This window comes from Vibrio sp. 10N.286.52.C3 (assembly GCF_041468865.1).
GTDB classification, from domain to species: Bacteria; Pseudomonadota; Gammaproteobacteria; order Enterobacterales; family Vibrionaceae; genus Vibrio; species Vibrio crassostreae_C.
The window spans coordinates 28,025-52,683 of the sequence record NZ_JBFRJM010000071.1 but is presented as its reverse complement, the minus strand read 5'-3'; the positions used below and the strand labels follow the sequence as shown (position 1 = coordinate 52,683).

The following is a 24,659-nucleotide window of genomic DNA, read 5'->3' as shown; positions in this document are numbered from 1 at the left end:
TTGGTTCATACTAGCTTTCAAACAGGCCACTGGTGGATATTGCTATGGGAACAATGACAGAGAAACAGCTCAAGACGCTTGAATTAGTTGACGAACTTGGGGACGGAGGTGCTAAATTCTTGGAATTGCGCCGCGAAACAAATGAAAAGCAACCTCGTTCTTTCACACAAGCTGAGGCATTGAAGTACCTCGAATGTTCTCAAAAGGTATTGACCGATTTAACGAAAGCGTTAGGTATCGATCCTAAACGCTATGCTGAGGTTGGTATTCAGTACTACCTGACTCTTGAAGAGCTGTACTTGATCCGCGATAACATGCCGAATACCACCGTTCTTAAGAAAAGACACAAACCATTCCAAAGAACAGCGAAACAAAAGACGCAGATTATTGCCGTTCAAAACCAAAAGGGCGGGGTATCTAAAACGTCACTGTCCAATACAATAGCAACAGGTTTGGCGATTAACTATCATGTTGGTTACAAGATCTGTCTTATTGACATGGATGGCCAGTCAACTCTGACAAGTTTCTACCCTCCAGTGCATAAACACGAAACCAAACACATTGAGCGAAATGGAGCTAAGTATATTTCTGACGCTCGCACCAGCATTGGCGACTTGATGACTATTGATCCTAATACAGAGACGTTTCAAGACGATGTGCGCAACGCCGTTTCAGATACGCTCATCCCCAATCTGAAAATTATCCCTGCGTCCCAGTCTGATAGAGACACGGAATCTTTGAGTACCAGCGACGATTTGAAGAAGCAGAATGTTGACCCTACAACGCGTTTGAAAAATATCTTAGATGCACTCGATGGTGAGTTTGACATCATATTGATTGATACTCCGCCTTCATTGGGTTTTGCAACGTTGAACAGTTACTTCGCTGCGACTAGCGTGCTGATTCCGTGTAAGGCGGAACATAATGATACCGATGCGACCTGCGCCTACTTTCAATATCTGGATAGCATCATTGGTAACTTCATTGCTAAAGGTCATCAAGGCTACGACTTTGCGAAGATTGTCATTTCCAATTGGAAGGGCAGTGACTCGGAACTGGACATTTTCAATGCTCTAGTCAGTCAGTTTGGTGATGCAGTGTTGTCGACCAAAATGAAACACAGTGAAGCTGTAAAACGTTGTGCGTCTGAGCATAGCAGTGTTTTCGAATTCTCTAGGTCAATGGACAGTAAGAAAGGCAAAGCGTTAGAAGCGGCACAGGCGAACTGTAAAGAAGTCGTGGCCGACATTCATAAGCTGATAACGGACGTTTGGAAACAACAGGACAAAGGTGAGGAGCAATAATCATGGCCAATAACCGTCTAAAGAAAATCGCTGCTGCCAACGCTGCTAAGGCCGCACAAGAATCACCTTCAATCACTGAACCTGAAGTGGAGAGTGTGTCGAGCTCACAACGCAAGCCCCAAGCCTTCATGGGTGGTAATGAGCGCGAAACCACTATGACCTTAGCACAGGGGAAGTTGGCTTCCATTGAAGCTTCACTAAAGGAGGGCGGCATTAGTCTCCAAGAGTTTTTAACTGAGACTAAGAAGCTGGACTTTGCGCAAACAGGTCGTGAGATTAAGTCCATTGATGGTACAAGCTACCGTGCTATCCAACGTACCTTGTCATACGATGAGATTATGACTTTGGTTAGGATTGACGTGGACAACGTTCGTGAACAGTCGAGCCGCAATACGATTCAACTCAACAAGATGAGTGATGAAATCGAGTTCGGTATGCAAATTTCACCTGTACTTGCTTACCAAGGTGAAGATGGCCTGATCTATGTCGTGGATGGCTCATGTCGTACTGATATTGCCATGGATAAAAAAGTGGGGCTGGACTTTGAAATATTAGATCAAATCCCAACACCTGAAACCATTACCTGGCTGGTGGCGTCGTCTGACATCAAAACGTCTTTCAATTACTACGAAAAGGGCAAGCTCTATTCTCGTTTGATGGAAGTGAATGATTGGTCGGCGTACAAATTAGAGAAAGAACGTCTATACGAAAAATCAGACATCTCACTCTCCCTCGCTATCTACTCGATGCCTGACAGTCTGAAGAGCCTGTTTTCAAACTATGCCTTTAGTAGCCGAGATGCCAAGTTCCTTCGTAAATTGATCGGCACGGTTTCAGAGAGTGAAGATAAGCAAAGTGCCTTCACGAAATGGATTGACGAAAACCGCTCAGAATTCGAAGCCATGAATGCAGAGGAAGTGAACAAAGAGCTTATTGCACGGTTGAAAGATTGGAGTCCTGTTTCTCCTAAATTGGGGGGCATTAATAAGGAACCTCAATCGTGGGCAAAGAATGGGAAGGTATCGGTATCATTCCAAGTCGTGAGTAAAACAAAGTCGAAAATTGAACTGAACAATGCAACGCCTGAGCAGATTGCTCAATTGGAAGAGTTCAGCAAAACTTTGTTTGGTTAGGGCGGTTTTTGGGTAGTAGGACGCGTCCTACTATAAACTCAGTGGCATAATTACCTCTTGATGCTGGTGGTCAAGCAGCCATGTAATGAAAGGGCTGTGCCATAACACGATACGAACTCGACTCTGCGGTCTATTGTGGATTCAAAAAAAAAGCTCCCATATGATGGGAGCTTCCGATAACGATAAGTTATTGATTAAGAGCGTCTTGTAACTGCCCTAATACAAATGCCTTATCTTCTTCACTCTTTAAGTCTAGGGCTTCAATAAACCCTACACTGTTAATGAGTTCCTGCAATTTAACTTTATCCAAAGTTGGGCCAATTAACTCAAGGATATTGTGTAACATATCGACTTGAGCGTAAGGACCATATCCCCGACCCAATTCATGAGAATGGTCGATGAGGGAGTCAGTAAATGAGTTCATAGTAACTCCATACTTGGTGTTCTACCGTACAAAGACAGGTAGGTTGGCGGGTTAGTGTGGTTACTTAGTTTCGGTAACTACAATGTCAGTTCCTGAAAACGAAATACTAAATTTCAGGTTATTGAGTGTGTTTTTCAATCCAGATCCCATGAACGCATCATCGAGAACTCTTTGGATCAGAACTTCAGGACTTTCCGCCCTTAATTTCATATACAATTTCTCAAGCAGATAAATGTCGCGGTCCATATCGCTTTCACAATAGCAATTCCACTCATCTTCGTAACTTCCATAAATACGCAAAGCCATTGACAGATCTTCTTTGGCGGGTATCACCAATGTTTGATCTGAGGCTACAGCTGCATCATCATTAATGATGACATCACCGTATTCGCCGGACAGCGTGTATTCATCACATAGAACGATAGAGATGGAGTAAAACCCATTTAGTATCTCTGTTGGGCTAGGGTTAGACAATTGGATATCGACCTTCAAATCTTCAACGTAACGGATAGTACAGTTGTGGATCCAATGGTCTTTATGCAATTTCTGAGTATCAACAAATACCACGTTGTCCAAACCCATTAGGTAGTTGATGTTGATGGTTTCATATTCTTCTTCACGTTCTGGAAATGCAAAGAGTAATGATGATTCCACATCAGTGCGAGAAATCGGCTGTTCAAGTTGGCTATGTGTTACGGCATCATGTCCAGCGAGTGCGAGCTCGTAAGTTGTGCTTTCTTCGATCTCAGACTCAGTTAAAAAATCAATATCGTTAAGAAGCTCAGGCGCATAATTTATCGCGCATTTCCAGAGTGTGGAATTTGCCGCGAATGCTTCAGAACCTAGCTCATTAAGCTTTTGTTGAAGTGAATTTTGCATTAGCTTTTTCATTTCAACGTGAATCGACTTTTTAATTTCTTCGGAGTCCAATAACTCAGCACGATCCGGCATTCTTGCCCTAACGCTATCATCCAAATGAACGATGTGATCTGGTTGTAAGGTGCGTGATTGCACAGAGTTATAGTTATTCGCTATAAAAGCACCTTGCAGATAAGCGATCCAACTCAGTTTGTCGATTTCGGGATTAAAATAAATAGTGCCGAAGCTGAACTTCGATTTAACTAAGTTACCTATGTCATCCAGAACGACTCTTGAGTGTGTTTTAGCGAGTATTTTCCCGTTGAGTACCACATCTATGTCATAACCTGCACCAACTTGGTCGATTTCTCGGTTATAAGCAGTCGATGTGAGATAGTTAAACAAAGCGTCAGTAACGCCTTCCATTTCAATTAATGTACCGTTACCGTGCAGGCTGTCTTCTATCTCGATAGATTCACCTGAAACGATGTCTTCAGTACTTGATGAAAGCATTTGATTCTGACTTTGGATTTTGATGTGTTCGCACGCGAAGAGAGTGCTTAAAAATCCCATTCCGTATGGATTACATTTGTCTACATCGCTTGACCAGCCTGACTCCGCGATAGAAAGAAGCTTTTGCATGTCTGCGATACCCGAACCATCGTCCAGAATCGTTAAGCAGGCACGGCCATTTTCGACTGATGTGGTAAACGATATGGTTGTAGCATTGGCGCGGGAAGCGTTTTGAATCAATTCATTGATCACTTTTCCGGTATTGGAAAAAATCGCACCAAGGTTCGAAAGAAAATTGTTTTCATTAATTTTGATTTGAACTGAGTTGTTTGAGTTAGTCATAGTCTTATCCTCGATATAGGGTAGGTAATGAATCTGCGAAGCGCTGGGTGAGCACATCACAAGGGGTTACAAGCCGGTTATAAGCGCATTCAACGAGACATAAATGCCTGAAGGGGAACGATTGACCGGGAAGTTTCATCCGATTGGATGAGGTTCGTTGTCATTGCTGGACAATGAGGTTTGTTAAGTGCTGGTGGAAGTACCAGGTTCTAACAGGGGGTTAAACTCTGTGTTTGTGAATCGTAAATGTTAGCCAAAGTGTTATGCCTGCCAAAGCCCAAGAGAGTAGGGTGATCAACAAAACATGACGCCATGTTTCACAGAATTCGACCACATTATGGAATGCAGAAGGGAAGTCTGTGCTACGAACGACAAGAACAGGGTGAATACAGAAATAAACCGTCGTTAAACCAAATAGTATGGTGAACAAAGTGCTTAATTTCATGGATAGTTCCTCACGGGTAGGTGATATCGCAGGTACATAAAAAACACCAAAGAGGTGTGTGTTTTGAACCGTTGATTGGGGTTAATTACGGGTAGTAATGCGAGTGGGTAACTCTTGTTGGTGTCAAAGTGCATTGACAGTAAGGACATGCATAGCATGGGAGAATTGGAAGCTCTCCAGCTTGGAGAAAACGATCACTAATACTAGTGATGATGTTTTCGGGTTGAACCGTATCAATCTAGCGTATGGGGCTGAAATAAATGGCAATTAACGAATCCAAAATACATGTTTCGAGCTCTCGTTCAGTGGGTTACGTACTAAGTGGGGGGAGATTGCTAGGCCAGGTATGGGAAACGTCGTATATTGAATTCAACGAATAGCCGGGGAGCAGCAATGGAGAATGAAGTAAAGCGGGTAATGTGGCATAGCCATGGATGTCGTGAGCTGATTGATGTGATGCGTTCATTGTCTCTCAGTGACATCCAATATCTGTGTGAGCAGCCAAGCCCAGTTACCACTGAATTTATTGACGAGTTCGCTCATTCAAAATGTTATGTCTTGTGCGAGGGTTTGATTGTGGCTGGAGAACGTAGCCGGTTCCCGATTCGAGGTGTGATTCTGTCTGAGTATGGCGTTGACCTTCATTACCTCAATGCTTTCGATATTGAAGGGAAAACGATATATATCGATGCCTATGGGCTATTTACACGTATTGAAGATATCTCAAGGCGCTATCAGATCGACGAAGCAAACATGACGGTTTTTGAGTTCGACTTCTATGGACTACAGTGCCGAAACCCTGACATGCCGGTCGTCGTCCTTCGGGAAACGTTAGATGCGCTTAGACATGGTATTGGTTCACCCGTGGACTACGTTCGCTTTAGAGACAATGCTTGTCGTCACTTGCTATTGAATATTCAAAATGAAATTAACTAGGAGGGAAGTATGTTAGCTCAGTATTTTGATCGTATAGATGAAAGCATCGACGCGTTGCTGGCCACCGACTTAACAGAGACTCAGAAAAAAGCGATCTTGGCGTTGGTGAAAGACTCTAGCGAAGAGGTGTTGGCCTCATATAACAGAGCGGTTCGAGCAGAAACCAAAGTCAATGTGATGAAGACGAAGTATGACACGATCTGTTTGAGTGCGATGGATGCCGCGAGTGGAGTGCATTAAAAAAGGCCACTGTGAAAGTGGCCAAGCTGTGTTGTTTGCTAGTTTTATTGGTTTTGTTACTCCGATTGTTGCGAAGCCAGCCTGTTCATTTCATCGACGGACATTAGCTTAACAACAAGAGAATCTGGTAACTGACCATGCACACTAGCTGCAGGTAGCACCACTTTCCCTTCAGAGTTCAATATCTGGATCATGTTGTTGTTATATTTTTCTATAGCAGCAAAATCATAACCCTGAGATTTAAGGGCCGAAAACGCTTTACCAAACGGGTAAAACACAATCGGGTGTTGTCTTAATGACGTTTCACTTTGTTTGTCGATCACCATCATGGCATAAGCCATTACCCCTGATAGGACCATTAACCACACTAAGATGATCTTCGGCAATAGATTTGACGTCTTACTTTCCGTTTGCGTTTGCGTTGCTTCAATCACGGTCGGTTCTTCGTCGCCTTTAGGTTCGTCGGGCATTGTTGGTTTTGATGCCTTCTCAATGAGTTGTTCAAGCTCCTGACTGGAATTCGACGCCTCAGTTGGTTGGTCATTTTTCTTTTCATTATCACCAGTGGCCATATTAGATCTCCTTAAACGTCAGTTTTAAAGGGGCTTGAAGTAGGAAGGTCACTTCTTGCATTGCTGGTACGTCAACGGTTGGCCAGATTTCTTCCAACATTTTTACGTAGTATTCCGAAATGCGGTCCAAAGATGAGGCGCCACCTTGGAGTACAGCCGAGGTGCCTAGTGTCCCTAGATCGGGTGTTTGAAAGCCTGTTCCGTCAGAGTTGATGTCGACACCCGGCACCCTTGATGGGGCAATACCTTGTGCCAGTCCAGAAAAGAAACCCGCCCACATGGAGCCTTTCAATACTTCACCGTTTCGAGCAACTAACGTGCCTGGAATCCCTGCCTGACCGTCAGAGCCAGTAGCAAAGCCTTGCGCCGCTGCTTCTGCCGTGAGTCCGTCCTCATCGATGCAGACCACTTTTTCTAGTCTCATGTAGGCTCTGCGGTCTGACAATTGACCAATGCCGGATAATAGTGCCTGACAGTCTCTTAGGTCAGCACGATAACCATTTGGCAACAGTGCATCTGTCTTGATGCGCATGACCGCCGGAAGGGGCTCTCTCGCTGAACCAATACTGGTTGGAGCTTGCATGCCTGATAGCAAAGTACCGGTTACAAGGCTGGTGGTTGGCAATGAAATTGAATACCCTTTTTGCTCAGGTTTTTGCTGATAGTTCTTCAAGGCTGCAGCCAACTCCATTTCTTTCTGATTCAATGCCTCACGTTTTTGCGCCTCTGACATTTCATCTTCATCGACCAGTTGGTTCGCTTCTACTAAGGTTTTTACACGCCCGTCTTGCAACAAAATCGCATCATTCCCTTCATCGACACTTCGAATGCCTGCAAGAGCTGGGGGAGGGGAGCTGCGCAACTGGCTCACTTGTTGGTTCGGCACGCCATTAGTGTCGACAGTGATTTCCGTTGCGTTCCCGTGTCGATCTACAACGACTTGGCGGCCTTGTCGGATTTGGTTCGGATCATAGTTGGTTCTTTCCAATTGTCGTTTGCCTGACTTCCATTCGGCAATCTCAGCATCTTGATCGGCCATTTTTTGACGAAGACCATCGACCTCTTGTCTTAACAGGTCGTACTGGTAATTGTCATTACGTGCCGACGACTTTTTATCGATAGCCGAAATTTCAACTAAGGCGTCACGAACTCCGTCAACGTCTTCCCTCTCTAGTTGGGTACGTGTGCTCGAAGGCATGAACACTTTTTCGATTTTATTCGCGTCTGCGTTCGGTCGTTGAATTTTGCCCGGATGAATAAATTGCATCGCTACATAGGCGGCAGGAACAATACAGACGCCAATCACCCCATATCGGAAATTTTTGTTGGTTTCCCAAAGCTCTTTAAAGTTAATCTTCATGGTTCACCTCGATTAATCCAGAAGTGATGGACGTTCATTGCGAGAATGCATACGTTGGTAGTACAGTCGGTCGCGCAATACGTATACTTCGGTTTTTTCTGATGGCTTTAAGGTCGCTTTGTTTAAGATACCCGTTGCGATCACGTCATCATCTACCCAGCAATCCTGCTCTCGCAAAACCACATTTCGATTCGTAACGTTTTTAACCAATACAACGTCCACGATTCGTCGAGACGATATTAAACGTTGTTTCGTCTCTGCATATGTTCCAAATCGACAAGGACGTAACGCGTCTCGTGGAATGTTGGTCTGTAAGTCAAAACCTGTAGGTGTTGCTTTTCCTGCCGTTTGCGCAAACAGTTTGTTGATACCCTCGACGTATGGAGATGACTTAACTTCAGGATCACTGGCAATGGCCAATTCAGATTCCATATCTTTAATGCGCTTTTCTTGCTCAATTTTATCCTGTTTTTTGGACGCCAATACGCGGTTCACTTTTGCTTGTAGTGCTTTGTTGTATAGGACATCGACTTGTACCATTGCAGGCATGACATCAAGTGGCCAAATCGTTAAGTTAACTTGGGTTTCAGGCACCCCTTTTTCGAACATAATGATATTAAAAGGGGCATCGTTGTTAGATGTGAAATAGATAAAGCTACCATCCACTTTCATGACAACATTGGGATCTGAACTGCGAATGTTAATTTCTTTGAAAGAGGTGCGAATACTGTTGAGAATGTACTTTGCTGCAGGCAACGTAATATTGTCTGAAGGGCGTAGTTTGTACTTCTGAACCGGCTTAAACTTTTTCGCCATTTGTCGCTGCATACGTTCGAATGCAGTCAGAGAAGGTTTCGGTGGTTGGGCCGTTGGTGGTGTTGCGACAATCACGTTCTTGTCTGATTGGGTGACTCTTCCAAATTCATCGACGGATTTTGTGCTGACAATAGGTTGCTTCGCAGCTGGGTCATTGACTGGAGTGAATTGACTTAATGACTCTTGCTTATCGGTCGGTAAAGATTTGACTACTTGGTCAACCATTGCTGCAACAGCAGCTTTATTTTCTGGTTGCGTTGTTTGTCGCTCCACTTTCGAGCCAACAGGTTCAATAGGGATGACGTTTTGGTTTGCCATTGCACCGAATGATAACGTGGCACAAAGCAAGATCGTATATCTAGCGAGGTGATGTAAATTTTTCATAACGGGACCTACTTGTCTTGCTTGCGTTCGATACGATTGCGTTCTATCTGCGGAGCGCCTTCGTATTGGTCAATGGACTTCATCTTTGGACTACCGTGTGCATTGGCAATCTTGAGTTCGTATGTCCAGCGTACTGCACGGCGTTCATCGTTTTTATTGCCGCGATTCTTCCGCTCAGTAAGCTTACGCTCGCCGTAAACAATCACTTTGTCGTATTTGTTATCGTAGAACACATCTAATACGTTGAACTCTTGCACTTGGTCCCTGATGTCTAAAGCTTTCACATGACTGATCACTTGCTCATTCAATGCATCGTAATCTCGTATGGAGAGCATTGGTTTGAGCGTATCTAAGACAATATCCACATTACGGACATTCACGTTACCAAGCATGCTGGCAATGAATATGCCCCATTGCTTCTTGTAACCTGAGTTGGCTTTGTTGCCTATCATGACAATTTCTTCAGAGAAATTAGGCGGGGTAACAACGGTGATGGGTTTCGCTGTCATTACCTTAAACGCTAGAAATGCGCAGATAATGATGGACAGCCCCATCATCTTCGTCATTTTGTTGCTGTGGTCGATGGCTGCTTGCCAAGAACGTTGGACATTCGAATCTGAATCATGCTCCAGTTCAGACTCATCCTGCCCCTTTTTTTTACGGTTAAATATATTCATAGCAAACCTCAAACTTTTGCTAAAACAACACATAGAATTTAAAAACGGATCGCTACAAAGAGTTAGCGAAAATAAGTACGGTTAAATGCTTCTGGAAACGATTTACGGGATTTAAAGTTAATGATTCCAGCCCACCACAACATGTGTTTGAGCCGACCTTTGGGATAGTTATCTTTGACCCATGAATAGGCGAGAGCGAAAAGAATGGCAATTCCACCGATAAGTAACAGGTTCTTGCTGATGTGTCCGATAGCGATACCGACAAGCAAAATCCCCGCTGTATCCGACTCCATTCCGATCACCGATTGTTTGTCGTTTACTCGAAGTGGCACATAGGTTTGATTGTTCGGTAGTTGAGGACGAGCATCATTATTGATGTCTAACTTACTCATATGACCCCCTTATGTACTTCTGGGCCTCTTCTATAAGGCCCAGAGACATCTGTTGCTTTATACCGGAAGACCGGCAGTTAGCATGGTAGTGATAATGGTTTGAAGTTGCGCCAGCACCAGCATGATGATGACAGAAACACCAAGACCGATAAGGTTTGGTCGAACCATTGAGAAGATGATGATCCCTGCGAAAGAACAGAACGCGATAATTTGTCCAGGAACACCTTCAGCAAAGCTCACTAGTTCATCAAATAGGCCTTGGAACGCATCACCACCTGAACCGGCAATGGCCGAGACGGTAAAAAACATAAGCGCGAATGTAATTAAGCCGAGGTATGTCGTCTTTGAATCTACTTTTTGTACATCATTGACGTTGATTGTATTTTGCATAGAAATATCTCCAATAATTCCGGTAAATACCTTTTAAGTAGGCCCTTGAATCATTGCAGGTAACCTAATTTTGAATTCCAAATAGTGAGCCGTTTTTTTAGGTTTATTTGTTTTTTTACATAAGCACCTGTTATTTATGCTTATTTTTATGTGGCAAAATCTTGATTTATTCAAAATTTCATTGTTGACAATCAATATGCTTTATTGAGTTCCATGCATCGACCATCTGTGACTTTCATATTTCAGGCGGATGACGGGTTCTGAGTACAGAGCTGCAGCCAGAATAGAAAGGGCTTCGATGGCGATGATTTCAACCACCAGCGATACCAAACGGGGGGAGGTTTCTAGGTACTCTGACGAGGGGACGTTACTATCAATAGACAGCGTTTCTGCCGAGGAGAAGAATCATGAATGAACGATATTTGGCTTTCAAACAATGGTGTCCAACTGGCACCAATTGGGAGTTCATGGCTTTTATTGCTAAACGAAAAGCGGAGTTTACGGGTCAACCGGCTTGCTCGGGGCATATCTCTGACCAGAGTGCATTTTCGGCGTATATCAAAGATTGGGTATCCGCGAATACCACCAGCAGCGCCCATTCTTAGATTCCATTATCTAATGGGTTTCTTCATGTGTATGCGGTTTGTAGATTTCCGCTAATGATTTGGGACCTTTCTTTTTGGTCTTTTTGGTGGTGGCAGGGGAGTGGCTGTCGGTTTGTTGGATGGCTTTTTCGTGTTCTTTGGCAGCATCCGAGAACGCATTGCTTTTCATTGCGTTTTTTCGAAGTTTATTCAAGCGGTCGAGTTTTGCTTCAAATTCAGGCGTCATACTATATCTCGCTAGTTATGCACTAACTTTGTTATACGACGAAAACCATGACAGTTTAGCAATTTACCAGTCCATTTTGTTGAGTTGGGTAATTTCGTCTTTTGCTCTCGCTATTTGTCAATCTGTAAACTCAGTTAGATACAATGATGAGGGTATGGAACAACCGAAGAGGGTAAACATGGATCGTGTTATTCAAGAGCAAATCCAACAATATGCATTCAAACGCTTTCCCATTTTGTCAGGAAAGCCTCTCAAACCTCTTGCCATCGGAGCTGGTGCCGCTTTGCAAGAAACGTTGTGTCAATCGTTCAGTCAGGCAGACGTTTCTTTTTTTCTGGACCGTTTTTTCACCAGCAGAGAGTACAAGCTGGCGCTGATTAATTGCTATCAAGCTTGCTATACCCGGTATAACCTTGATGGTTCGCCCTCATCAACGACAGTGAATGAACATGAGTTATTGGGACTCGCAAGGCATGGTATTTTCAAAAACAAAAAGGGACTCACGGATAAGGCCGCTCAATTGGTCAATGAACAAAAGCGCTACGTCTTTGATCGAAGGAAACAACTGAAGGACAAGGTTCTGAGATTGAAGCAGTCGGGTTTTAGTGACCAATTCTTGTTAGACCGATTGGGTAAGCGCATTCAACCATACCTGAAGGTCAACTCCAAGGCTGGGCAATTTTATTCGGATAGCATGGTCAGTGAAGCGCGAATGATGAGGGAACGCACAGCTTCAATGACAGTGAAAGAAGTCAAAGTGTTTCAAAAATCACTGTATGACCAAGGTGTTCCCGTCTATTTAATACTGATGGCCACAAACCATTATGAACCAATGCTTTATGAGTTGGTGAGAGATGGCGAACCGGAAAGGAAGTTCCCACAAGTCGCCTAACTGAAAAAGAGCACACAATGGTGCTCTTTTTACATGGGAACAACCAAACTAATGAAAGGTTGGTGTTGCTTCTGCACGCATGTTCAGTAGTCTGAGAACCAATTTGTCGATCGCTCGTTTTTTCGTAAAACTGAGTTTTTCATACGGCTCAGTGTCAAACAAATCGCACATTAGACCGGATTGTCCGTTTTGGTTTACATCGTGTGTTTCGGTGACAAAGCCAGAGCCATCTTCTTTTCTTTGAATCGGCCAGAATGTGCATGTCTCGTCTACACGGTCATTGATCAAAAACACCATATACTCTTGTCGTGTAGGCGACATCGAAGGTTTGATGTCTGGGTTGGTACTCATCCAAGCTTCTAGAACGAACGTGTATTTGAGCACGTTGAGTTTACCCATAAGAACGCGCAGCGCCATGGTCATCTTTTCTTTGCTGTCTTGGTCTGAGATTGGGAACGAATAAATGCGTACTTTGCCATCAGCACATTCCAATACGATTGATGGATCAGCAGTACTTCTTGCCTTGAGTAGATCGTTAGCGACGATTTTTTGATTATTCATGTCCATATTAGCCTCTCTTTGCCTTTCAGGAGTCTGTGTGATTTGTATCAGTCGTAAGTGATCTCGTAGTCACTGCCGTCTTGCCATGGCGTTTGAGTAATGATGTAGGCAACTCGGTTAACCCAATGGCATCCATTGACAATCACCCATTTACTGTCGATAGGCTCCCCCAGCTCATCCTCTTCTTCATCTACGTCAATCTCAATGATCGTCCAAACTCGACTGGCGTCGGTTTTTTTGATGGTTTCTAGGTCGTTGCCATAGGTTTCGAATGAGATGCATTTTTCATCAAGGAAGATGGCGCTACCCCCATTCTCATTGATGATTGGTTTAAAGGATTCCACCCAAGTTTCAAAAGTAAGGTTGTTCATGCTGCATCTCCGTGATTGCGGTTTAGAGATACTTTAGTGGATGAATGTAAGGGCTCCCCCCGTATTGGTTAGCACGGTAGATAGCGATTGACTTGCCACAGTGAGTGGGGGGAGGGGAGATAGGTCGAATCTACTCTTTAGCTGTCATCACACACAACAGATTGGAGAAATCTCATGGCAATGTTTTGGGGCAACAGTTGGTATCAAGTCATTCATGATGAGATCGCATATTGCGGCGTTCTAATGCTATCGAAGTACCCAAGTGCTGATGGTGGTTACGACAGTAAAGGCAATGAGGTTGTAGAAGTGATCATGCCTTCGTTACCTGAAAATTCAGGCTTTTCCTTCATTGAGCATAAAGACCAACGATCAGCGATGCTGGCCTGCAAAAGTCATATCTTAGATAAATCGAGATTGGATTTGCTTGCTCACTTATGGGTGGTCAATGACGCTCAATGTGATCTTGAAGAATATAAGGTTCAGCTGAAATCCGATCCTACCGAACTTCAGTATTGGGAATCGAAAATTGCCTCCAGCAAGGAAACCATTGAAGACTTTCAACTTAAAGCCAAGAACTTGAAGCAAATTCGTAAAAGTAAAATCAAGGAATTCCTCGAAAGCGAAATTGTGGACATCGCGACAAAGCACGCTCACGAACTGGCATAACCTAACTGGAACGGGACGTGGGCAGCACCCAGTCCCTAACGTTTTAAATTGGAGGTAGACATGAAACAACCGTACTTAGTCGTTACTCACGCAGAAGGTTTCGAACCAGAATCATACCTTGTTTATGCCACGGACGAAGACATGGCATGGGAAAGGCTCCTTCATTGGCTTGAAACCAAATAGTTACTTGATGGAACGACCGAGCAATACCTAGACCATTGCAAACTATTGGATGACATGCAAAGAACAGCAGTTGAAGCTCCGGATGAGGTGTGTCAGTTCGATGCTACATATGAAGCGCTGGATTTCGAGTTCTTAGAAGCATTCGCTCGTGATTCCCTGCCTGAAACGGAAGCCGCTGTTTTGTCGTCATTGATGGAAAAACTCAAAGCTGCTCATGAAGCTCGTTATTGCTAACGGACACCTTGTTCGATTCTTTCTCTTAACGCCTTGGAGATCATGACATGAAAGTTGATGTGTATCTGAACTTACATCGCTCCACCGATACGATGCGTGTGTATTCTATTCGGTCACGAGAGAAAGAGTCTTATGGAAAGGTGATTGGCTACTCTTCCTCAGTGTCATTGATTGACTGTGAGTTTGTCGTAAGCGAGAAGGGGCAAGCAAGGGTTAAACGCGAGCAATCGAAACTGGTGCATGCCGTTATCCGAGGTACGCTAATTGATTTTGAGCCTTTTGAAACAAACGCTGCGTCATATGTAGGCTATTGTCCCTATCAATCACAAGCTCCCCACTTTTATTGCATTGAAACGGCGAAATTCAGCTCATCTGAAAACAACACGCCGATCTATCGTGCTCTACGTGTTAACTGTTTGCCAAACTATGTGTTAGCCATTCAGTAACTACTGATGTTTGCTGGTGGCTTACATTCAAGGACTTAGGTAGTCGCATCGAAAGCGCAGGCATATGTCATTGGACTCCCCCCATTTTAATTCAACTCCCCCCGTCTTTTTTTGTCCATTCAGAGCGGCAGGTATAGACTCATTCCAAGCAACTAAGTGAATAACAAAAGGGATTGAACATGGAACAAGTAATTGCAGCACCTCAAACGAATCAGACCGATAAAGCAGCGATATCAACAGTACCTAGCCAACAAGAACGTAATCAAAACCTAATCGCTCAGTTAGCCTTGGTTATTACCCTTAAAGGTCATGACTTTGATGGCATCCTTAATTTTGGTGCAGTAGAGGTCGTACCGAAAAATGGGAAGCCCTTTCTCTTGGATATCATCACGACTCATGGCTACAACGAGTTTAGTGAAGGTCAGCCGGTATTTAAGACTTACAGCACCTTTGAATCATTGACGGAAACCATATCGATGTTTTCAGACGACTATGACTACGACTTCGAACAACCACTCGCTGATATTTTGCCTCATGCGTTGCTGAGAACGAATCTAAACGGATATGACGCTGGACCGGACGATGAGGTGGCATGCTTGGTTAAAAATGTGGCGCGAGTCTGTGACATGCGTTTGGTGAACCTGACAACGGAGCAGACAATTGGAACTGTCGTACAAGACGATTCCTTGTAACACTTTAAGCAGAAATGAAGGCAGTCGATGTGGATAGTCACGTCGATTACCTTGGATTAGCGAAGTTTAATATCAGGAAATTAATATGAAAAAATCATCTGTAGAACGTCACTTAACAGATCAGCAGCGAGCTGAAGCTGATGTAAAAACGGTATATCCTAATGCGGTTAAGGCTGAAAAAGACAAACTTGAGGTAGGACACATTCTATGCAATGGCTCTCGTGTTCCTTGCCTGATTGTCACCGAGGAGATGTTGTCTAGGGATGCGTTGAACATCGACTTCTTTTTTATCGTTGGACACACCCATGCTTCATACATTTACGATGGTTTAGTTTAATTCTGCTAAGGACGAAATGGATAGGCTCATTTTTTGCGGGCGAATATCGATAGGAAATATTTTAAGCTGATCTTCCCGTTATCATCAATAAAGGGAAAAGGGCTAAACAAAATGGCAGCAAGAGGCACGAGAACAACGATTGCCGTTAGTATCCCAGTCACCAAAACGCTCATGAATGGGTCCATCTCAGGAGCCAGAGCCAGTATGTCCAAGTACAATTGCTTGATGAGCGTATCCCACGATTGCGTGATTGCTAATCCCATTGAAACAAGGCTAACTTCCACCAATCCCACTTTATCCATGATCACCGCTGCCCATGTACTTATGAAGCTAATGATGAGCAGGAAAAACACTAATCCTACTTCGTAATTTTCAACACTGTTCATACCGTTGGTGTCCTGTCAGGGCGAGATTTTGGTGAATCGAAATTGAACCTTAACCTAACTGTCCGGGCTGTAGTCTAAACTACGAGAGGAAAACGGCTTGCTAATTGACGGGGAACGCTCAAGCCTATCGCACAAGATGTCACAAAATCATTGAATTTAGGTGAAGGCGCTCAGGGCTGGTGGCTCATACCTGGAGTGGATGTCGAGCGTTGATTCGATGGCAGGCTGTGAGTCTTAAACTCTCTCTGTTGGCCAAGACGCACTTTATTTCTTCCACCAGCATGCATCACGGCTACGTAATAGAGTTTATTTTCGCACGAAACGGGGAGCACTTGAGAGATTAGATAGCCATTCAGAGGCGTAATTGTTGGAGATGTACGGTTCCAGATCGTTGCTCGATACGCCATCAGACTTGCTTCCGTGATGGTAGTTCGATGAATACACGGTAATGGTTTGGCTCATGCTCTTCTCCCTGTTTTTGAATGACGGTTTATGTACCTGAACTTTTATTCTATGGCTGCACACTATTTCCCCCCCCTTTCGATCAATGTGTGTAGGGCATATATCACTCCAAACCCCAAATGGGGGGCGAGGGAAGTAAGGGGGTGGATACTGGAGATATCTAACGAACAGAGTGAGATATTTAATGCAAACATTTAAAGCGGAACTGCACTCGGCATTCACATCAAAGACCGTTGAATTTAAAACGGACAAAACAGGTCTAGCTCTAGTGAGGCTTGCTAAAAAAGAGCTCAATTGTACTGGCTATAAGCTTCAACTTGTTGTTCATTCCGGTGACTTCAAGCAATGGGTGGCACCTGATTTCAGTATGACGTTAACCCCCATTCATTGATTTGGTGGTTAAGGTCGCGTCGCGTTAATACAGAGCGCATCCAGAATATAAGGGCTTTACGATGAGCAAGAAAGAGTGGGCTATCTTCAAGACGTGCCGGAAGCGTGATCAAGGTATTCGCGGTTCAGGTAAACCTGAGTTTGTGAATGTCATTGAAAGAGATTTGGGTATCCATGTCAGTCGTGATGCGGCGGTGCGTGCCTTGGTTGTCAACTACTACCCGGAACTCAACGACTCGGATATCGAGCACATTAAGAGGGTATCAAAAGAATTTCTAAGAGGGACAATGGGGCATTACAAGATCATGACCTGTTAGATTGATGTCATTGATTGTCACTGAGGTGATACTGTCTGTGTGAGATGGCACTGCGCTCTCTAAACTCGGCATGCTAACAACGCTTACTCCCCCCAACTCCCCCCGTAAATGCCTCTGAAACCCTAAATTGCTGGCCATCGTCTCGTTCTGGGGGGAAGGCATATTTCATTACGCATAATGAACCTGTCCTCAACCAATAACAGGTTCATATCATGTCAATTAATACAGCAACGAATACAGAAGAAAACACAGCAACGATTTATGAAGTCCTTGATAAAGCCAATCAGTTCACAGGCTTCGGCGTAAGACTGAACGGTCATGCGGCAGATGTGTTCGGTATTGATACCGATGAAAGCTTTGGCCATTCAGAAGAGGCTCATGACTTTGCAGAGCAATGCAAATATGAAGCGGGAGCAACCATTGTTTGGGCCTGCAACAAACCGTGGTGGGCATAGTATGAGTATTCAAGCGAGTCCAGAAATGGCGAAAATGATCTGCGTTAATCCTGACCACATGGAGGGGGTCACGGTGACTGACCTTCCTGATGACAAATTGGCCGTCATAGAGCAAGTAACAATTCCGTCGTTTTGCTATGACAACAGCGCTCTGGCTTTGAATTTACTGAATGCAGACTGTGTGGTTTACGGGGTTGCGATGGTGAATTGTGGCGGCACTTGGCTACCGATAGAACACTGCTGGCTCAAACTGGCTGATGGCGACTATGTAGACCCTACCTATCAAGTATTGGCTAAACTTAACGAGCGAAAGTATGAAGTTATCTATTGCAAACTCTTTGAAATAACATCAGATTTGATGAGTGAAATGAAACAGGCTTATGGTGAACTGAGTCGCTTTGTTGGCGTAGAGATGATGTGGTTCCGACGCTCGACGGCGTATCGACAATATTTTCTAGGTTGATTGTTGGTGACAGGGCTTTTTAGAGTGAATTATTATGCAACTATATTCATTTATTTGATTGTCATTCAGAGGATTTGGGGGTATAACCCCCGTGTATTTTTTAACCAATTGTAGGAGAGTAATAAAGTCTCATACTAAATCAGTGAATAGCCCAGATTCTACCGTATGAATTTAGTCATGATGCAAAATAAAGATTCATACTAACTGCTACACCTAGCATGAATCGAGCTACAAATGAGTATTAAAGTATCATACTAGGTTCGACTCATTTCTGGACAAAAGTGAGTCAGTGACTTTACTAAATTAACAAAGAATGAATTAGTAAAAGTACCTTAAACGTTTGTGATTTTTAGCAACTCAGCACTTTTTTCAAGTAATTTTACGCACTGTAATGCTAGAGGTGATAGTCCGAAAGCTATGTTCCACTCACTGCTTTCAAACGTGGCAGGCTTCGGATCTAACAACAGAAGTCCTCGTCTAATTAACTCTGCGATATCGACATAAAGATTCCCACCATGCTGGATCTGCCAACCAATTTGGTTAGTCACTAAGACTCTTTTAAACGCATCATTTTCATGGGTAGGGTCTAACTTGGAAAGTTCAACGAACAATAAAACTAGTTCATCACTGATACCCTGAAGGGCCGATACGATAGAGTGTTTTTCTGAAGCTGTAAAAGAGAAGTCAGCATCGTTGCAATACAATAACGCATAAGCCATTATGACAGTTTGGCTACTAGTATTAAGCGCATTATTTACATAATCAGAGAGAAGATCCTGCCCTTCACTACTGTCCAAATAAGTGATCAACGTATCTCTCTCACCAAGAGTCATTAACTCGTATCGTACATCTACACATTTCATGAAAGTGTCAATTTTTCGTTTTTTGGACTTGTTGTACGCGTCTTTTAGACAGCTAATTACGCTGATAGCTCCTTTTCCTACAGTCTGCATTTCCATGCGATATTCCCCTGAATTACTTAGCCGCATAATAGTGAGAATGCTACCACCAAACCTAAACTATTACGTTGTAAACATGACCCTAACCTTGAACTGAGAGTGCTAAGCGTTGGAAGCTCCTCTTGAACATTTATTTGTTATGTTCGTTTTATCGTCTTAACCCAAGACTCACTAGTTTTTCGGTCAGTGCTTTCAATTAACACCTGTGCAATGACTGTATACTTCTGTCCATAAACCCCTTTATAAGCTAACGTAAACTCAACAGTTCGTGCAGCATGTTCTTCAAGAGAAGGAAGTTGAATTAGTAGATCTCGAACTTCAACTTGGTTATCAGCAATTCCAATGAGTACAAGCGATTCATGAGTTTCACACCCATAGCCATCAGATGAGGAATAGTACAGCTTGTACTGGCTTGTACTTTCACATTCAATATCTAACGCGGCTCCTATGCCAATATTCCTAATGCATATTGGGATCTGCTTAGTGTGTTTTAGTGGTAAGCCATCAGCTCCAACATCCCGATGTATAACGTGAAGCATGTTCCCACAAGGTTTATTAGCAGGTTCGACAACCAAAATGGGTCTGACTATGTCGTGGCGTTGTTTGTGGTAAATATAGTAAGCTGAAAGGAACGCCAAGTATCCACCAAAGAGACCACCAGAAAAACCTAACCAACCATCCACTGTCCCAGCTTTCTGCACAGATAACACCAGTTCATGATTAAGAACAACTGAGACAAAGAGCACAACTGAAACAAAGACCACGATTGCTAGGGCAATTATGCCAAGTATTCTCATTTAGTTCCCTCATAGAGCATAACGATAGTTAGACGGTGAAAAACCATTTTTATTCTCACCATTGTGTATTTTCGCTCTGCTTCTTTCAATTTTAAATCATTGACTTACCGACAGTTAATGAGAGTTTAATCGCTAAATGCAGTCTCATTTTACTGTTCCGCTTGTTGCACCTCCCTTCGGATAATTTTTCGTAGGGCAAATTCATATTAACAGAATGCGTATGAGCTTTTGCTTTAGATGATTTCGGGGCATTTTCGATTTAGAAATGGCAGCGTACCGATTGTGGCAGCGTACCGATGAGATCGCTGCCGTTTTAGTATGATACTTTAATACTCAGTATGATTCTTTATTACTTGGTATGAGACTTTATTACTCTCCCACACCAATTCGGTGTGTAAGAAATCCAATTGCATAAACTGTGCATATTTTGACCTGCTATTTCCGCTTGATTACGTTCCCTCACTGTCTTTCCATGACAACACCGTTTCTTTGCATTGCTTCAAGTGAAGTTGTCATACCTTTCCTCTATCATCTGAATAGTATTCGCGCTCGTGTTCCCAATGTGGCTTAGGTTTAAGCGTTCTGTGTTTGGTTTGTGGTACTGAGAGCGGCTGTTGGGTCATACGGGAATGGATGTGCTGGTCTTTCAAAGTACCTATGAAATTCGTCCATGATAACGATGGGCTTTCCCGCACGTTTGTTCTTAAAGAAGGCACCTCGGGGGAGTTGGTCATTTGGGTGGAGTTTGTGCTGCCACTCTTTAAACGCTGCCGTTTTTAATCGATACGCTTTGTCTTGTTCGGCTTTTGCAATGATATGTTTTAGTTGTGCCGCAGTTGGGCTTGTTTGTGTATGTAACATGGCAAGTTCCTTATCGCTAGTTCGTTAGTGAGTCGTCCAGCAATGACAATGGCCAAGCATACGACTCGATTTGTTGGACGGCGACTTCAATGTTGTTATGCAGCTCTTCTAAACCCATCGATTTCGCACAGCGCTCTTTGGTGACAAGGAAATCTTCTAGTTTGGCCGCTGCTAAGGATTGTTCGAGGTTATCTCTGGTAACCTGTTTGCCATGATTTAAGCAATTCTCTCGATACTCGGCCACCAGCACGATATCAGCTGGGTGAGAGGTGATCCAATTTTCAATGACTGACATTTCAAGGTGGGTTTTACTCGCCATGAGTTGACCTAATTGACCGAATGATACGAGGGTTATCGTTACAGAGAACGCGAGCACTGATTTTAGGGTAAAGCTCGTAATTTTCTTTAGCATTGTGATGTCTCCAATTTCTGACGATATCCATTTATAACAAGAAGGGCTCGGTGAAATTTCAATTAGCCGCAGAGATTCCTGCCTTTATTTGCAGTAAAGTTCGGTGACTTGTGCATCCTCGATGTCCTCCCAGGATCTTGAAACGGGTTTGGGCTCGGATAGGATATCGTAGGTGCCATCGTAACGTTGCTTGGCGGCGTAACCGATGTAGGGCTCACCGATATGTGGTTTGCTATGTGATTCACTGTATGGATTGACTGGCTTGTAAGGTCGGCTGTTGAATGGCATACCCAAAATATCTCCGTCTTGATCGATGAGTCCGAGAAATTGATTGTTATCGTAGTGGACAGATACCACTGAAACGGCCATTAAGCTTGTCGAGATTTTGATTTCGCATTGAAGCTGTGTTGCCATGTGAACTCCGTATGTCCGTGATGGTGTTACATTGTTTTGGCTTTCGGTGACTAGCGACCAACTAGGCCGCTAGTTCATGGGTACTGGAGACGACGGTATTAAGCGGCTATTGGTAAAGCGTAGTTCATCGGTATGTGCTTGATATTGGCCGAAACCAATGCTTTTGCCACGGGAGGACAAACAGAATTACCACAGCGTGCGACCTGTTTGGCTTTGCTGATTTTCTTTCCATTTTGGTCAAATTGAAATTGATAGTCTTTTGGAAAGCCTTGAGCCAAGAAGAGTTCATGGGGCTCTAGCATTCTCATACCGATATCGATCACTCGATAGATAGCACCGTGCATCTTAACCATCACTTCGCCCCGCACGACAACGAGCCCAAAGCGCTCTTTGGTGGTTAACGTGTGAACTGGCGTAGTGATGTCAGTGCCGAAATTAGAACCAAAATACTTAATGAGAAAGCTGTTGACGATCCCTAAGTGATTGCCACCAGCGCTCACTGTATGAGCCGGTTCACTCACTGTATGCCCAAGATTGGTGCCTCTCATCTTAATAACGTGACTGGTAGTAACTGTTTCCACGTCTTGACCAAACAGGCGTTCATATTCAGCGCGTGTCCCTCCCCATCTTTCAGTAGATTGAATCCATTCTTCATAGGTGGGAATAATCGATTTTTCGACGTTCGCTGTCACTAATGCGTTGTGGTCGACGCCTGTGATCGTCGCTAACGGATCATTGATATCGGCACCAGAACATCCTGAAAAATGTTTGGCCATGAACGCTAACAACTCTTGGTTGTTGTCCTTGACCGATGGCGAGTCATTATTTTGCTCATTGGGGAATGCTTGCTCTAAATCTGCTGACACAACAGCAAAATGCCCCCCTTTCACCTGAGCGCAAATGGTTCTTAACGGCTCATCGATTGGCATATTTCGTTGACTGCTCGCATTGGCGTGTTCGGTAATGAATGGTCGTTGGTTTTTGTGCTCGACGATATAAGGCGCATCAGAATCAAAAACGAATTTTTGTAACCCCTTGGCGATACGAGCCATGGTTTTCTCTACCAATGGCTTTTTACGATTGAATATGGATTTTACAGGGATAGTCCAATCAATCACGTCGGCAGCAACCTTTTGTGGGGCTAATTGATTATTGATTGCTGGATCACCGTGACTGACTTCTGGCCATTCAATCGGTTGTCCGTCATTTCTCATGACCATAAACAAACGCTTTCTAATCGTTGGTACGCCGTAGTCACTTGCCACTAGTTCACGGAAATCAACATCGTACTGGAGCCCTTTGAACAGTTTGAGCTTCTGCTTAATGTCGTATTGAATCCCACAAGCAAGTACGCATTCTTTCCACGACGGGTCACGAGGGGATAACCCTACCGTCAGCGCTTTGGTGAAATCTCTGAATGTCTCTCCCTTACGATCAGGATCTGGTCGCCAGTCGCCGTGCTCATCTTGTAATAAGGGACCCCAAGTGCTGAATTCTTTAACGTTCTCAAGAAAATTAACGCGAATTGGGACCCGTAGCGCCCACTTGATGACAACCCAAGCTAACCCACGTATTGCTTGCTTGACGGGCGTACCTCCTTTCGCAATCGAGAAATGGGTGCAATCGGGTGACCACCAAGCCAATCCGATAGAATCACCTCCACTGCGAAGTAAGGCTTCTTCAGGGTCAACATCCCAGATGTTTTCACAGTAATGCTGCGCGTTGGGATGGTTCATTTTGTGCATGTTGATCGCGTCCAAATTGTGATTAATCGCGATGTCGACTGAGCACTCTAACGCTTGTTCGATACCGGTACTGGCACCTCCGCCTCCCGCAAATGAATCAAGTACCACTTCTCCCTTTAATAACCCAAAGGCTTTACCCATACTTTTTGTTATCTGGTTGTTGTTCATTAGGGTTCCCATGGTTGACCTCCTAGTTGGACATTATTATTCGGCTGATATTGAGCACAGTCAGCTGCTGAATGAATAATTTAGCTCGCCATAGTGAGCTATCCCCCCATTTCTTTGTTCGCTGGGGATTGGATAATGGCTTGTGCGATTTTAGGGGGGAGGTGAGGGTCATAGTTCAGTATCTGCACTACTCAGTGTGGTGTACTCATTCTTAAAGCCGTACTGTCAACTGGCTATGGCCGTAGGCGGTTTTGCGGGAGGCAAGAGGTAGGGGTCACATTGCAAATCCTGAACGCAGCCCTGAGTTCTAATCGATCGTGAAAAAGCGATATTTATAGTGGGAACGCATGTGCGGGTAGTGCGACCCCACTATAAATAAATCAATCGCTGTGCTCACAACGCCGTATGTCAAAATACTTCAACACTGCCACTCTTTACTAGACGATGAACGTCAGTTCGGTTTCAGTGATTTTCACTTTAAGATTCTTCCAAGAGTTGTCAGCTAAGGTCTTCTCAATCGTGCCTAAAGGGAGGTGTTCGCCAAAATCGTCGCCACCTGCGATGTCCCTTGAATTATCCCACCACTCATCATCATCCAACTTAGGATCACACCCGTTGGCATATTGAATGTTGTTCTCAAAGTCATTGTTTTTTTGACTGCCAACGGTTTGACCAATGTACAAGCCTTGGTCTTTGGCAAGGAAAAACTGGGTTTTATTGTGCTTCTTACAGAATTGGACAAGTTCTTCCACTTGCTGACGAGTAAAGATTGCGATTCCCATAATGAGTTCCTTTTTTTGTGGATGTCCTATCAAACTACGCGAGCAAATT

Annotated in this window: 36 protein-coding genes; 16 read left to right on the top strand and 20 right to left on the bottom strand. The window is 43.9% G+C overall.

Features of this window, described 5'->3' with window-relative positions; genetic code table 11:
- Positions 1-44 precede the first annotated feature (44 nt).
- Both AB4138_RS21335 and AB4138_RS21330 read left to right on the top strand, forming a co-directional pair.
- Positions 45-1,304: a ParA family protein gene (locus AB4138_RS21335; RefSeq protein ID WP_086714994.1), complete on the top strand. Its 1,260-nt coding sequence runs from the start codon at positions 45-47 to the stop codon at positions 1,302-1,304.
- A 2-nt stretch (positions 1,305-1,306) separates the two neighbouring features.
- Positions 1,307-2,437, top strand: coding sequence for a hypothetical protein (locus AB4138_RS21330; RefSeq protein ID WP_136987026.1), 1,131 nt, complete (start codon positions 1,307-1,309; stop codon positions 2,435-2,437).
- A gap of 187 nt (positions 2,438-2,624) precedes the next feature.
- On the opposite strand, the gene AB4138_RS21325 is transcribed toward AB4138_RS21330, so the two are convergent.
- From AB4138_RS21325 to AB4138_RS21315, 3 genes are all read right to left on the bottom strand, one after another.
- Complete coding sequence (locus AB4138_RS21325; RefSeq protein WP_086714996.1) at positions 2,625-2,861, bottom strand: hypothetical protein; 237 nt, start codon at positions 2,859-2,861, stop codon at positions 2,625-2,627.
- Positions 2,862-2,921: 60 nt separating this feature from the next.
- Positions 2,922-4,574 carry an ATP-binding protein gene (locus AB4138_RS21320; RefSeq protein ID WP_372069112.1) on the bottom strand — a complete coding sequence of 551 codons (1,653 nt, stop codon included), beginning with the start codon at positions 4,572-4,574 and terminating at the stop codon, positions 2,922-2,924.
- Positions 4,575-4,794: 220 nt separating this feature from the next.
- On the bottom strand, positions 4,795-5,019 hold the full coding sequence (locus AB4138_RS21315; RefSeq protein ID WP_133150982.1) for a hypothetical protein: 225 nt from the start codon (positions 5,017-5,019) through the stop codon (positions 4,795-4,797).
- Positions 5,020-5,412: 393 nt separating this feature from the next.
- Between AB4138_RS21315 and AB4138_RS21310 the strand changes: the two genes are divergently transcribed.
- Both AB4138_RS21310 and AB4138_RS21305 read left to right on the top strand, forming a co-directional pair.
- Positions 5,413-5,955 carry a hypothetical protein gene (locus AB4138_RS21310; protein WP_154724033.1) on the top strand — a complete coding sequence of 181 codons (543 nt, stop codon included), beginning with the start codon at positions 5,413-5,415 and terminating at the stop codon, positions 5,953-5,955.
- Positions 5,956-5,964: 9 nt separating this feature from the next.
- Positions 5,965-6,195, top strand: coding sequence for a hypothetical protein (locus tag AB4138_RS21305; RefSeq protein ID WP_086714999.1), 231 nt, complete (start codon positions 5,965-5,967; stop codon positions 6,193-6,195).
- Positions 6,196-6,251: 56 nt separating this feature from the next.
- On the opposite strand, the gene AB4138_RS21300 is transcribed toward AB4138_RS21305, so the two are convergent.
- From AB4138_RS21300 to AB4138_RS21275, 6 genes are all read right to left on the bottom strand, one after another.
- Positions 6,252-6,767 carry a hypothetical protein gene (locus AB4138_RS21300; RefSeq protein ID WP_372069111.1) on the bottom strand — a complete coding sequence of 172 codons (516 nt, stop codon included), beginning with the start codon at positions 6,765-6,767 and terminating at the stop codon, positions 6,252-6,254.
- A gap of 1 nt (position 6,768) precedes the next feature.
- Positions 6,769-8,127: a TraB/VirB10 family protein gene (locus AB4138_RS21295; protein WP_136987022.1), complete on the bottom strand. Its 1,359-nt coding sequence runs from the start codon at positions 8,125-8,127 to the stop codon at positions 6,769-6,771.
- Between the two features lie 12 nt (positions 8,128-8,139).
- Positions 8,140-9,327 (bottom strand): hypothetical protein, encoded by a 1,188-nt coding sequence (locus tag AB4138_RS21290; protein WP_372128031.1) that lies wholly within the window; start codon positions 9,325-9,327, stop codon positions 8,140-8,142.
- 8 nt (positions 9,328-9,335) lie between these two features.
- Positions 9,336-10,004: a TraE/TraK family type IV conjugative transfer system protein gene (locus AB4138_RS21285; RefSeq protein ID WP_372128033.1), complete on the bottom strand. Its 669-nt coding sequence runs from the start codon at positions 10,002-10,004 to the stop codon at positions 9,336-9,338.
- A 62-nt stretch (positions 10,005-10,066) separates the two neighbouring features.
- Positions 10,067-10,396 carry a type IV conjugative transfer system protein TraL gene (locus AB4138_RS21280; protein WP_136987019.1) on the bottom strand — a complete coding sequence of 110 codons (330 nt, stop codon included), beginning with the start codon at positions 10,394-10,396 and terminating at the stop codon, positions 10,067-10,069.
- Between the two features lie 57 nt (positions 10,397-10,453).
- Positions 10,454-10,786, bottom strand: a complete 333-nt coding sequence (locus tag AB4138_RS21275) for a hypothetical protein (RefSeq protein ID WP_081230238.1) — start codon at positions 10,784-10,786, stop codon at positions 10,454-10,456.
- A 407-nt stretch (positions 10,787-11,193) separates the two neighbouring features.
- Here AB4138_RS21275 and AB4138_RS21270 point away from each other — a divergent pair, with 407 nt between their 5' ends.
- Positions 11,194-11,391 carry a hypothetical protein gene (locus AB4138_RS21270; RefSeq protein WP_081230237.1) on the top strand — a complete coding sequence of 66 codons (198 nt, stop codon included), beginning with the start codon at positions 11,194-11,196 and terminating at the stop codon, positions 11,389-11,391.
- 10 nt (positions 11,392-11,401) lie between these two features.
- Here AB4138_RS21270 and AB4138_RS21265 read toward each other — a convergent pair whose 3' ends face one another.
- On the bottom strand, positions 11,402-11,617 hold the full coding sequence (locus AB4138_RS21265; protein WP_081230236.1) for a hypothetical protein: 216 nt from the start codon (positions 11,615-11,617) through the stop codon (positions 11,402-11,404).
- A 178-nt stretch (positions 11,618-11,795) separates the two neighbouring features.
- Here AB4138_RS21265 and AB4138_RS21260 point away from each other — a divergent pair, with 178 nt between their 5' ends.
- Positions 11,796-12,509, top strand: coding sequence for a hypothetical protein (locus tag AB4138_RS21260; RefSeq protein ID WP_136987018.1), 714 nt, complete (start codon positions 11,796-11,798; stop codon positions 12,507-12,509).
- 48 nt (positions 12,510-12,557) lie between these two features.
- Here the strand turns inward: AB4138_RS21260 and AB4138_RS21255 are convergent, their stop codons facing one another.
- Together AB4138_RS21255 and AB4138_RS21250 are read right to left on the bottom strand one after the other, a co-directional pair.
- Entirely contained in the window at positions 12,558-13,076 is a 519-nt protein-coding gene (locus AB4138_RS21255; protein ID WP_136987017.1) for a hypothetical protein, read from the bottom strand.
- A 41-nt stretch (positions 13,077-13,117) separates the two neighbouring features.
- Positions 13,118-13,441, bottom strand: a complete 324-nt coding sequence (locus AB4138_RS21250; protein ID WP_154724134.1) for a hypothetical protein — start codon at positions 13,439-13,441, stop codon at positions 13,118-13,120.
- A gap of 174 nt (positions 13,442-13,615) precedes the next feature.
- On the opposite strand from AB4138_RS21250, the gene AB4138_RS21245 reads away from it, so the two are divergent.
- The 6 genes from AB4138_RS21245 to AB4138_RS21220 all read left to right on the top strand — a co-directional run bounded on the left by AB4138_RS21245 (position 13,616) and on the right by AB4138_RS21220 (position 15,999).
- Positions 13,616-14,107 (top strand): hypothetical protein, encoded by a 492-nt coding sequence (locus tag AB4138_RS21245; protein ID WP_372069107.1) that lies wholly within the window; start codon positions 13,616-13,618, stop codon positions 14,105-14,107.
- Positions 14,108-14,167: 60 nt separating this feature from the next.
- Positions 14,168-14,290, top strand: a complete 123-nt coding sequence (locus AB4138_RS21240) for a hypothetical protein (protein WP_372128035.1) — start codon at positions 14,168-14,170, stop codon at positions 14,288-14,290.
- 54 nt (positions 14,291-14,344) lie between these two features.
- The gene (locus AB4138_RS21235) at positions 14,345-14,524 is read left to right on the top strand and encodes a hypothetical protein (RefSeq protein WP_372128037.1); all 180 of its coding nucleotides are present in this window, start codon (positions 14,345-14,347) and stop codon (positions 14,522-14,524) included.
- A gap of 47 nt (positions 14,525-14,571) precedes the next feature.
- A complete protein-coding gene (locus AB4138_RS21230) occupies positions 14,572-14,970 on the top strand; it encodes a hypothetical protein (RefSeq protein WP_372069105.1) in 399 nt (132 codons plus the stop codon).
- A 179-nt stretch (positions 14,971-15,149) separates the two neighbouring features.
- Positions 15,150-15,662, top strand: a complete 513-nt coding sequence (locus AB4138_RS21225) for a hypothetical protein (RefSeq protein ID WP_372069104.1) — start codon at positions 15,150-15,152, stop codon at positions 15,660-15,662.
- Between the two features lie 85 nt (positions 15,663-15,747).
- Positions 15,748-15,999, top strand: coding sequence for a hypothetical protein (locus tag AB4138_RS21220; RefSeq protein WP_372069103.1), 252 nt, complete (start codon positions 15,748-15,750; stop codon positions 15,997-15,999).
- A 26-nt stretch (positions 16,000-16,025) separates the two neighbouring features.
- On the opposite strand, the gene AB4138_RS21215 is transcribed toward AB4138_RS21220, so the two are convergent.
- Positions 16,026-16,385, bottom strand: coding sequence for a hypothetical protein (locus AB4138_RS21215; protein WP_372105006.1), 360 nt, complete (start codon positions 16,383-16,385; stop codon positions 16,026-16,028).
- A 646-nt stretch (positions 16,386-17,031) separates the two neighbouring features.
- Here AB4138_RS21215 and AB4138_RS21210 point away from each other — a divergent pair.
- The 4 genes from AB4138_RS21210 (at position 17,032) to AB4138_RS21195 (ending at position 18,472) form a co-directional block, all read left to right on the top strand.
- Positions 17,032-17,238, top strand: a complete 207-nt coding sequence (locus tag AB4138_RS21210; protein ID WP_081230226.1) for a hypothetical protein — start codon at positions 17,032-17,034, stop codon at positions 17,236-17,238.
- A 61-nt stretch (positions 17,239-17,299) separates the two neighbouring features.
- Positions 17,300-17,554 carry a hypothetical protein gene (locus tag AB4138_RS21205; protein ID WP_102305693.1) on the top strand — a complete coding sequence of 85 codons (255 nt, stop codon included), beginning with the start codon at positions 17,300-17,302 and terminating at the stop codon, positions 17,552-17,554.
- A gap of 212 nt (positions 17,555-17,766) precedes the next feature.
- Complete coding sequence (locus AB4138_RS21200) at positions 17,767-18,009, top strand: hypothetical protein (RefSeq protein WP_102305692.1); 243 nt, start codon at positions 17,767-17,769, stop codon at positions 18,007-18,009.
- A gap of 1 nt (position 18,010) precedes the next feature.
- Positions 18,011-18,472, top strand: a complete 462-nt coding sequence (locus tag AB4138_RS21195) for a hypothetical protein (RefSeq protein WP_372069100.1) — start codon at positions 18,011-18,013, stop codon at positions 18,470-18,472.
- A 332-nt stretch (positions 18,473-18,804) separates the two neighbouring features.
- On the opposite strand, the gene AB4138_RS21190 is transcribed toward AB4138_RS21195, so the two are convergent.
- The 7 genes from AB4138_RS21190 to AB4138_RS21160 form a co-directional block, all read right to left on the bottom strand.
- Positions 18,805-19,431, bottom strand: a complete 627-nt coding sequence (locus AB4138_RS21190) for a hypothetical protein (protein ID WP_136987123.1) — start codon at positions 19,429-19,431, stop codon at positions 18,805-18,807.
- Positions 19,432-19,568: 137 nt separating this feature from the next.
- Complete coding sequence (locus tag AB4138_RS21185; RefSeq protein WP_136987124.1) at positions 19,569-20,228, bottom strand: hypothetical protein; 660 nt, start codon at positions 20,226-20,228, stop codon at positions 19,569-19,571.
- A 573-nt stretch (positions 20,229-20,801) separates the two neighbouring features.
- Positions 20,802-21,089, bottom strand: coding sequence for a hypothetical protein (locus tag AB4138_RS21180; protein ID WP_154723878.1), 288 nt, complete (start codon positions 21,087-21,089; stop codon positions 20,802-20,804).
- A gap of 16 nt (positions 21,090-21,105) precedes the next feature.
- Positions 21,106-21,501, bottom strand: a complete 396-nt coding sequence (locus AB4138_RS21175; protein ID WP_372069095.1) for a hypothetical protein — start codon at positions 21,499-21,501, stop codon at positions 21,106-21,108.
- An 84-nt stretch (positions 21,502-21,585) separates the two neighbouring features.
- Entirely contained in the window at positions 21,586-21,915 is a 330-nt protein-coding gene (locus tag AB4138_RS21170) for a hypothetical protein (protein ID WP_372069094.1), read from the bottom strand.
- A gap of 98 nt (positions 21,916-22,013) precedes the next feature.
- Positions 22,014-23,840 carry a DNA cytosine methyltransferase gene (locus tag AB4138_RS21165; protein WP_372069093.1) on the bottom strand — a complete coding sequence of 609 codons (1,827 nt, stop codon included), beginning with the start codon at positions 23,838-23,840 and terminating at the stop codon, positions 22,014-22,016.
- A gap of 425 nt (positions 23,841-24,265) precedes the next feature.
- Positions 24,266-24,610, bottom strand: a complete 345-nt coding sequence (locus tag AB4138_RS21160) for a DUF3085 domain-containing protein (RefSeq protein ID WP_136987140.1) — start codon at positions 24,608-24,610, stop codon at positions 24,266-24,268.
- Positions 24,611-24,659: the final 49 nt, after the last annotated feature.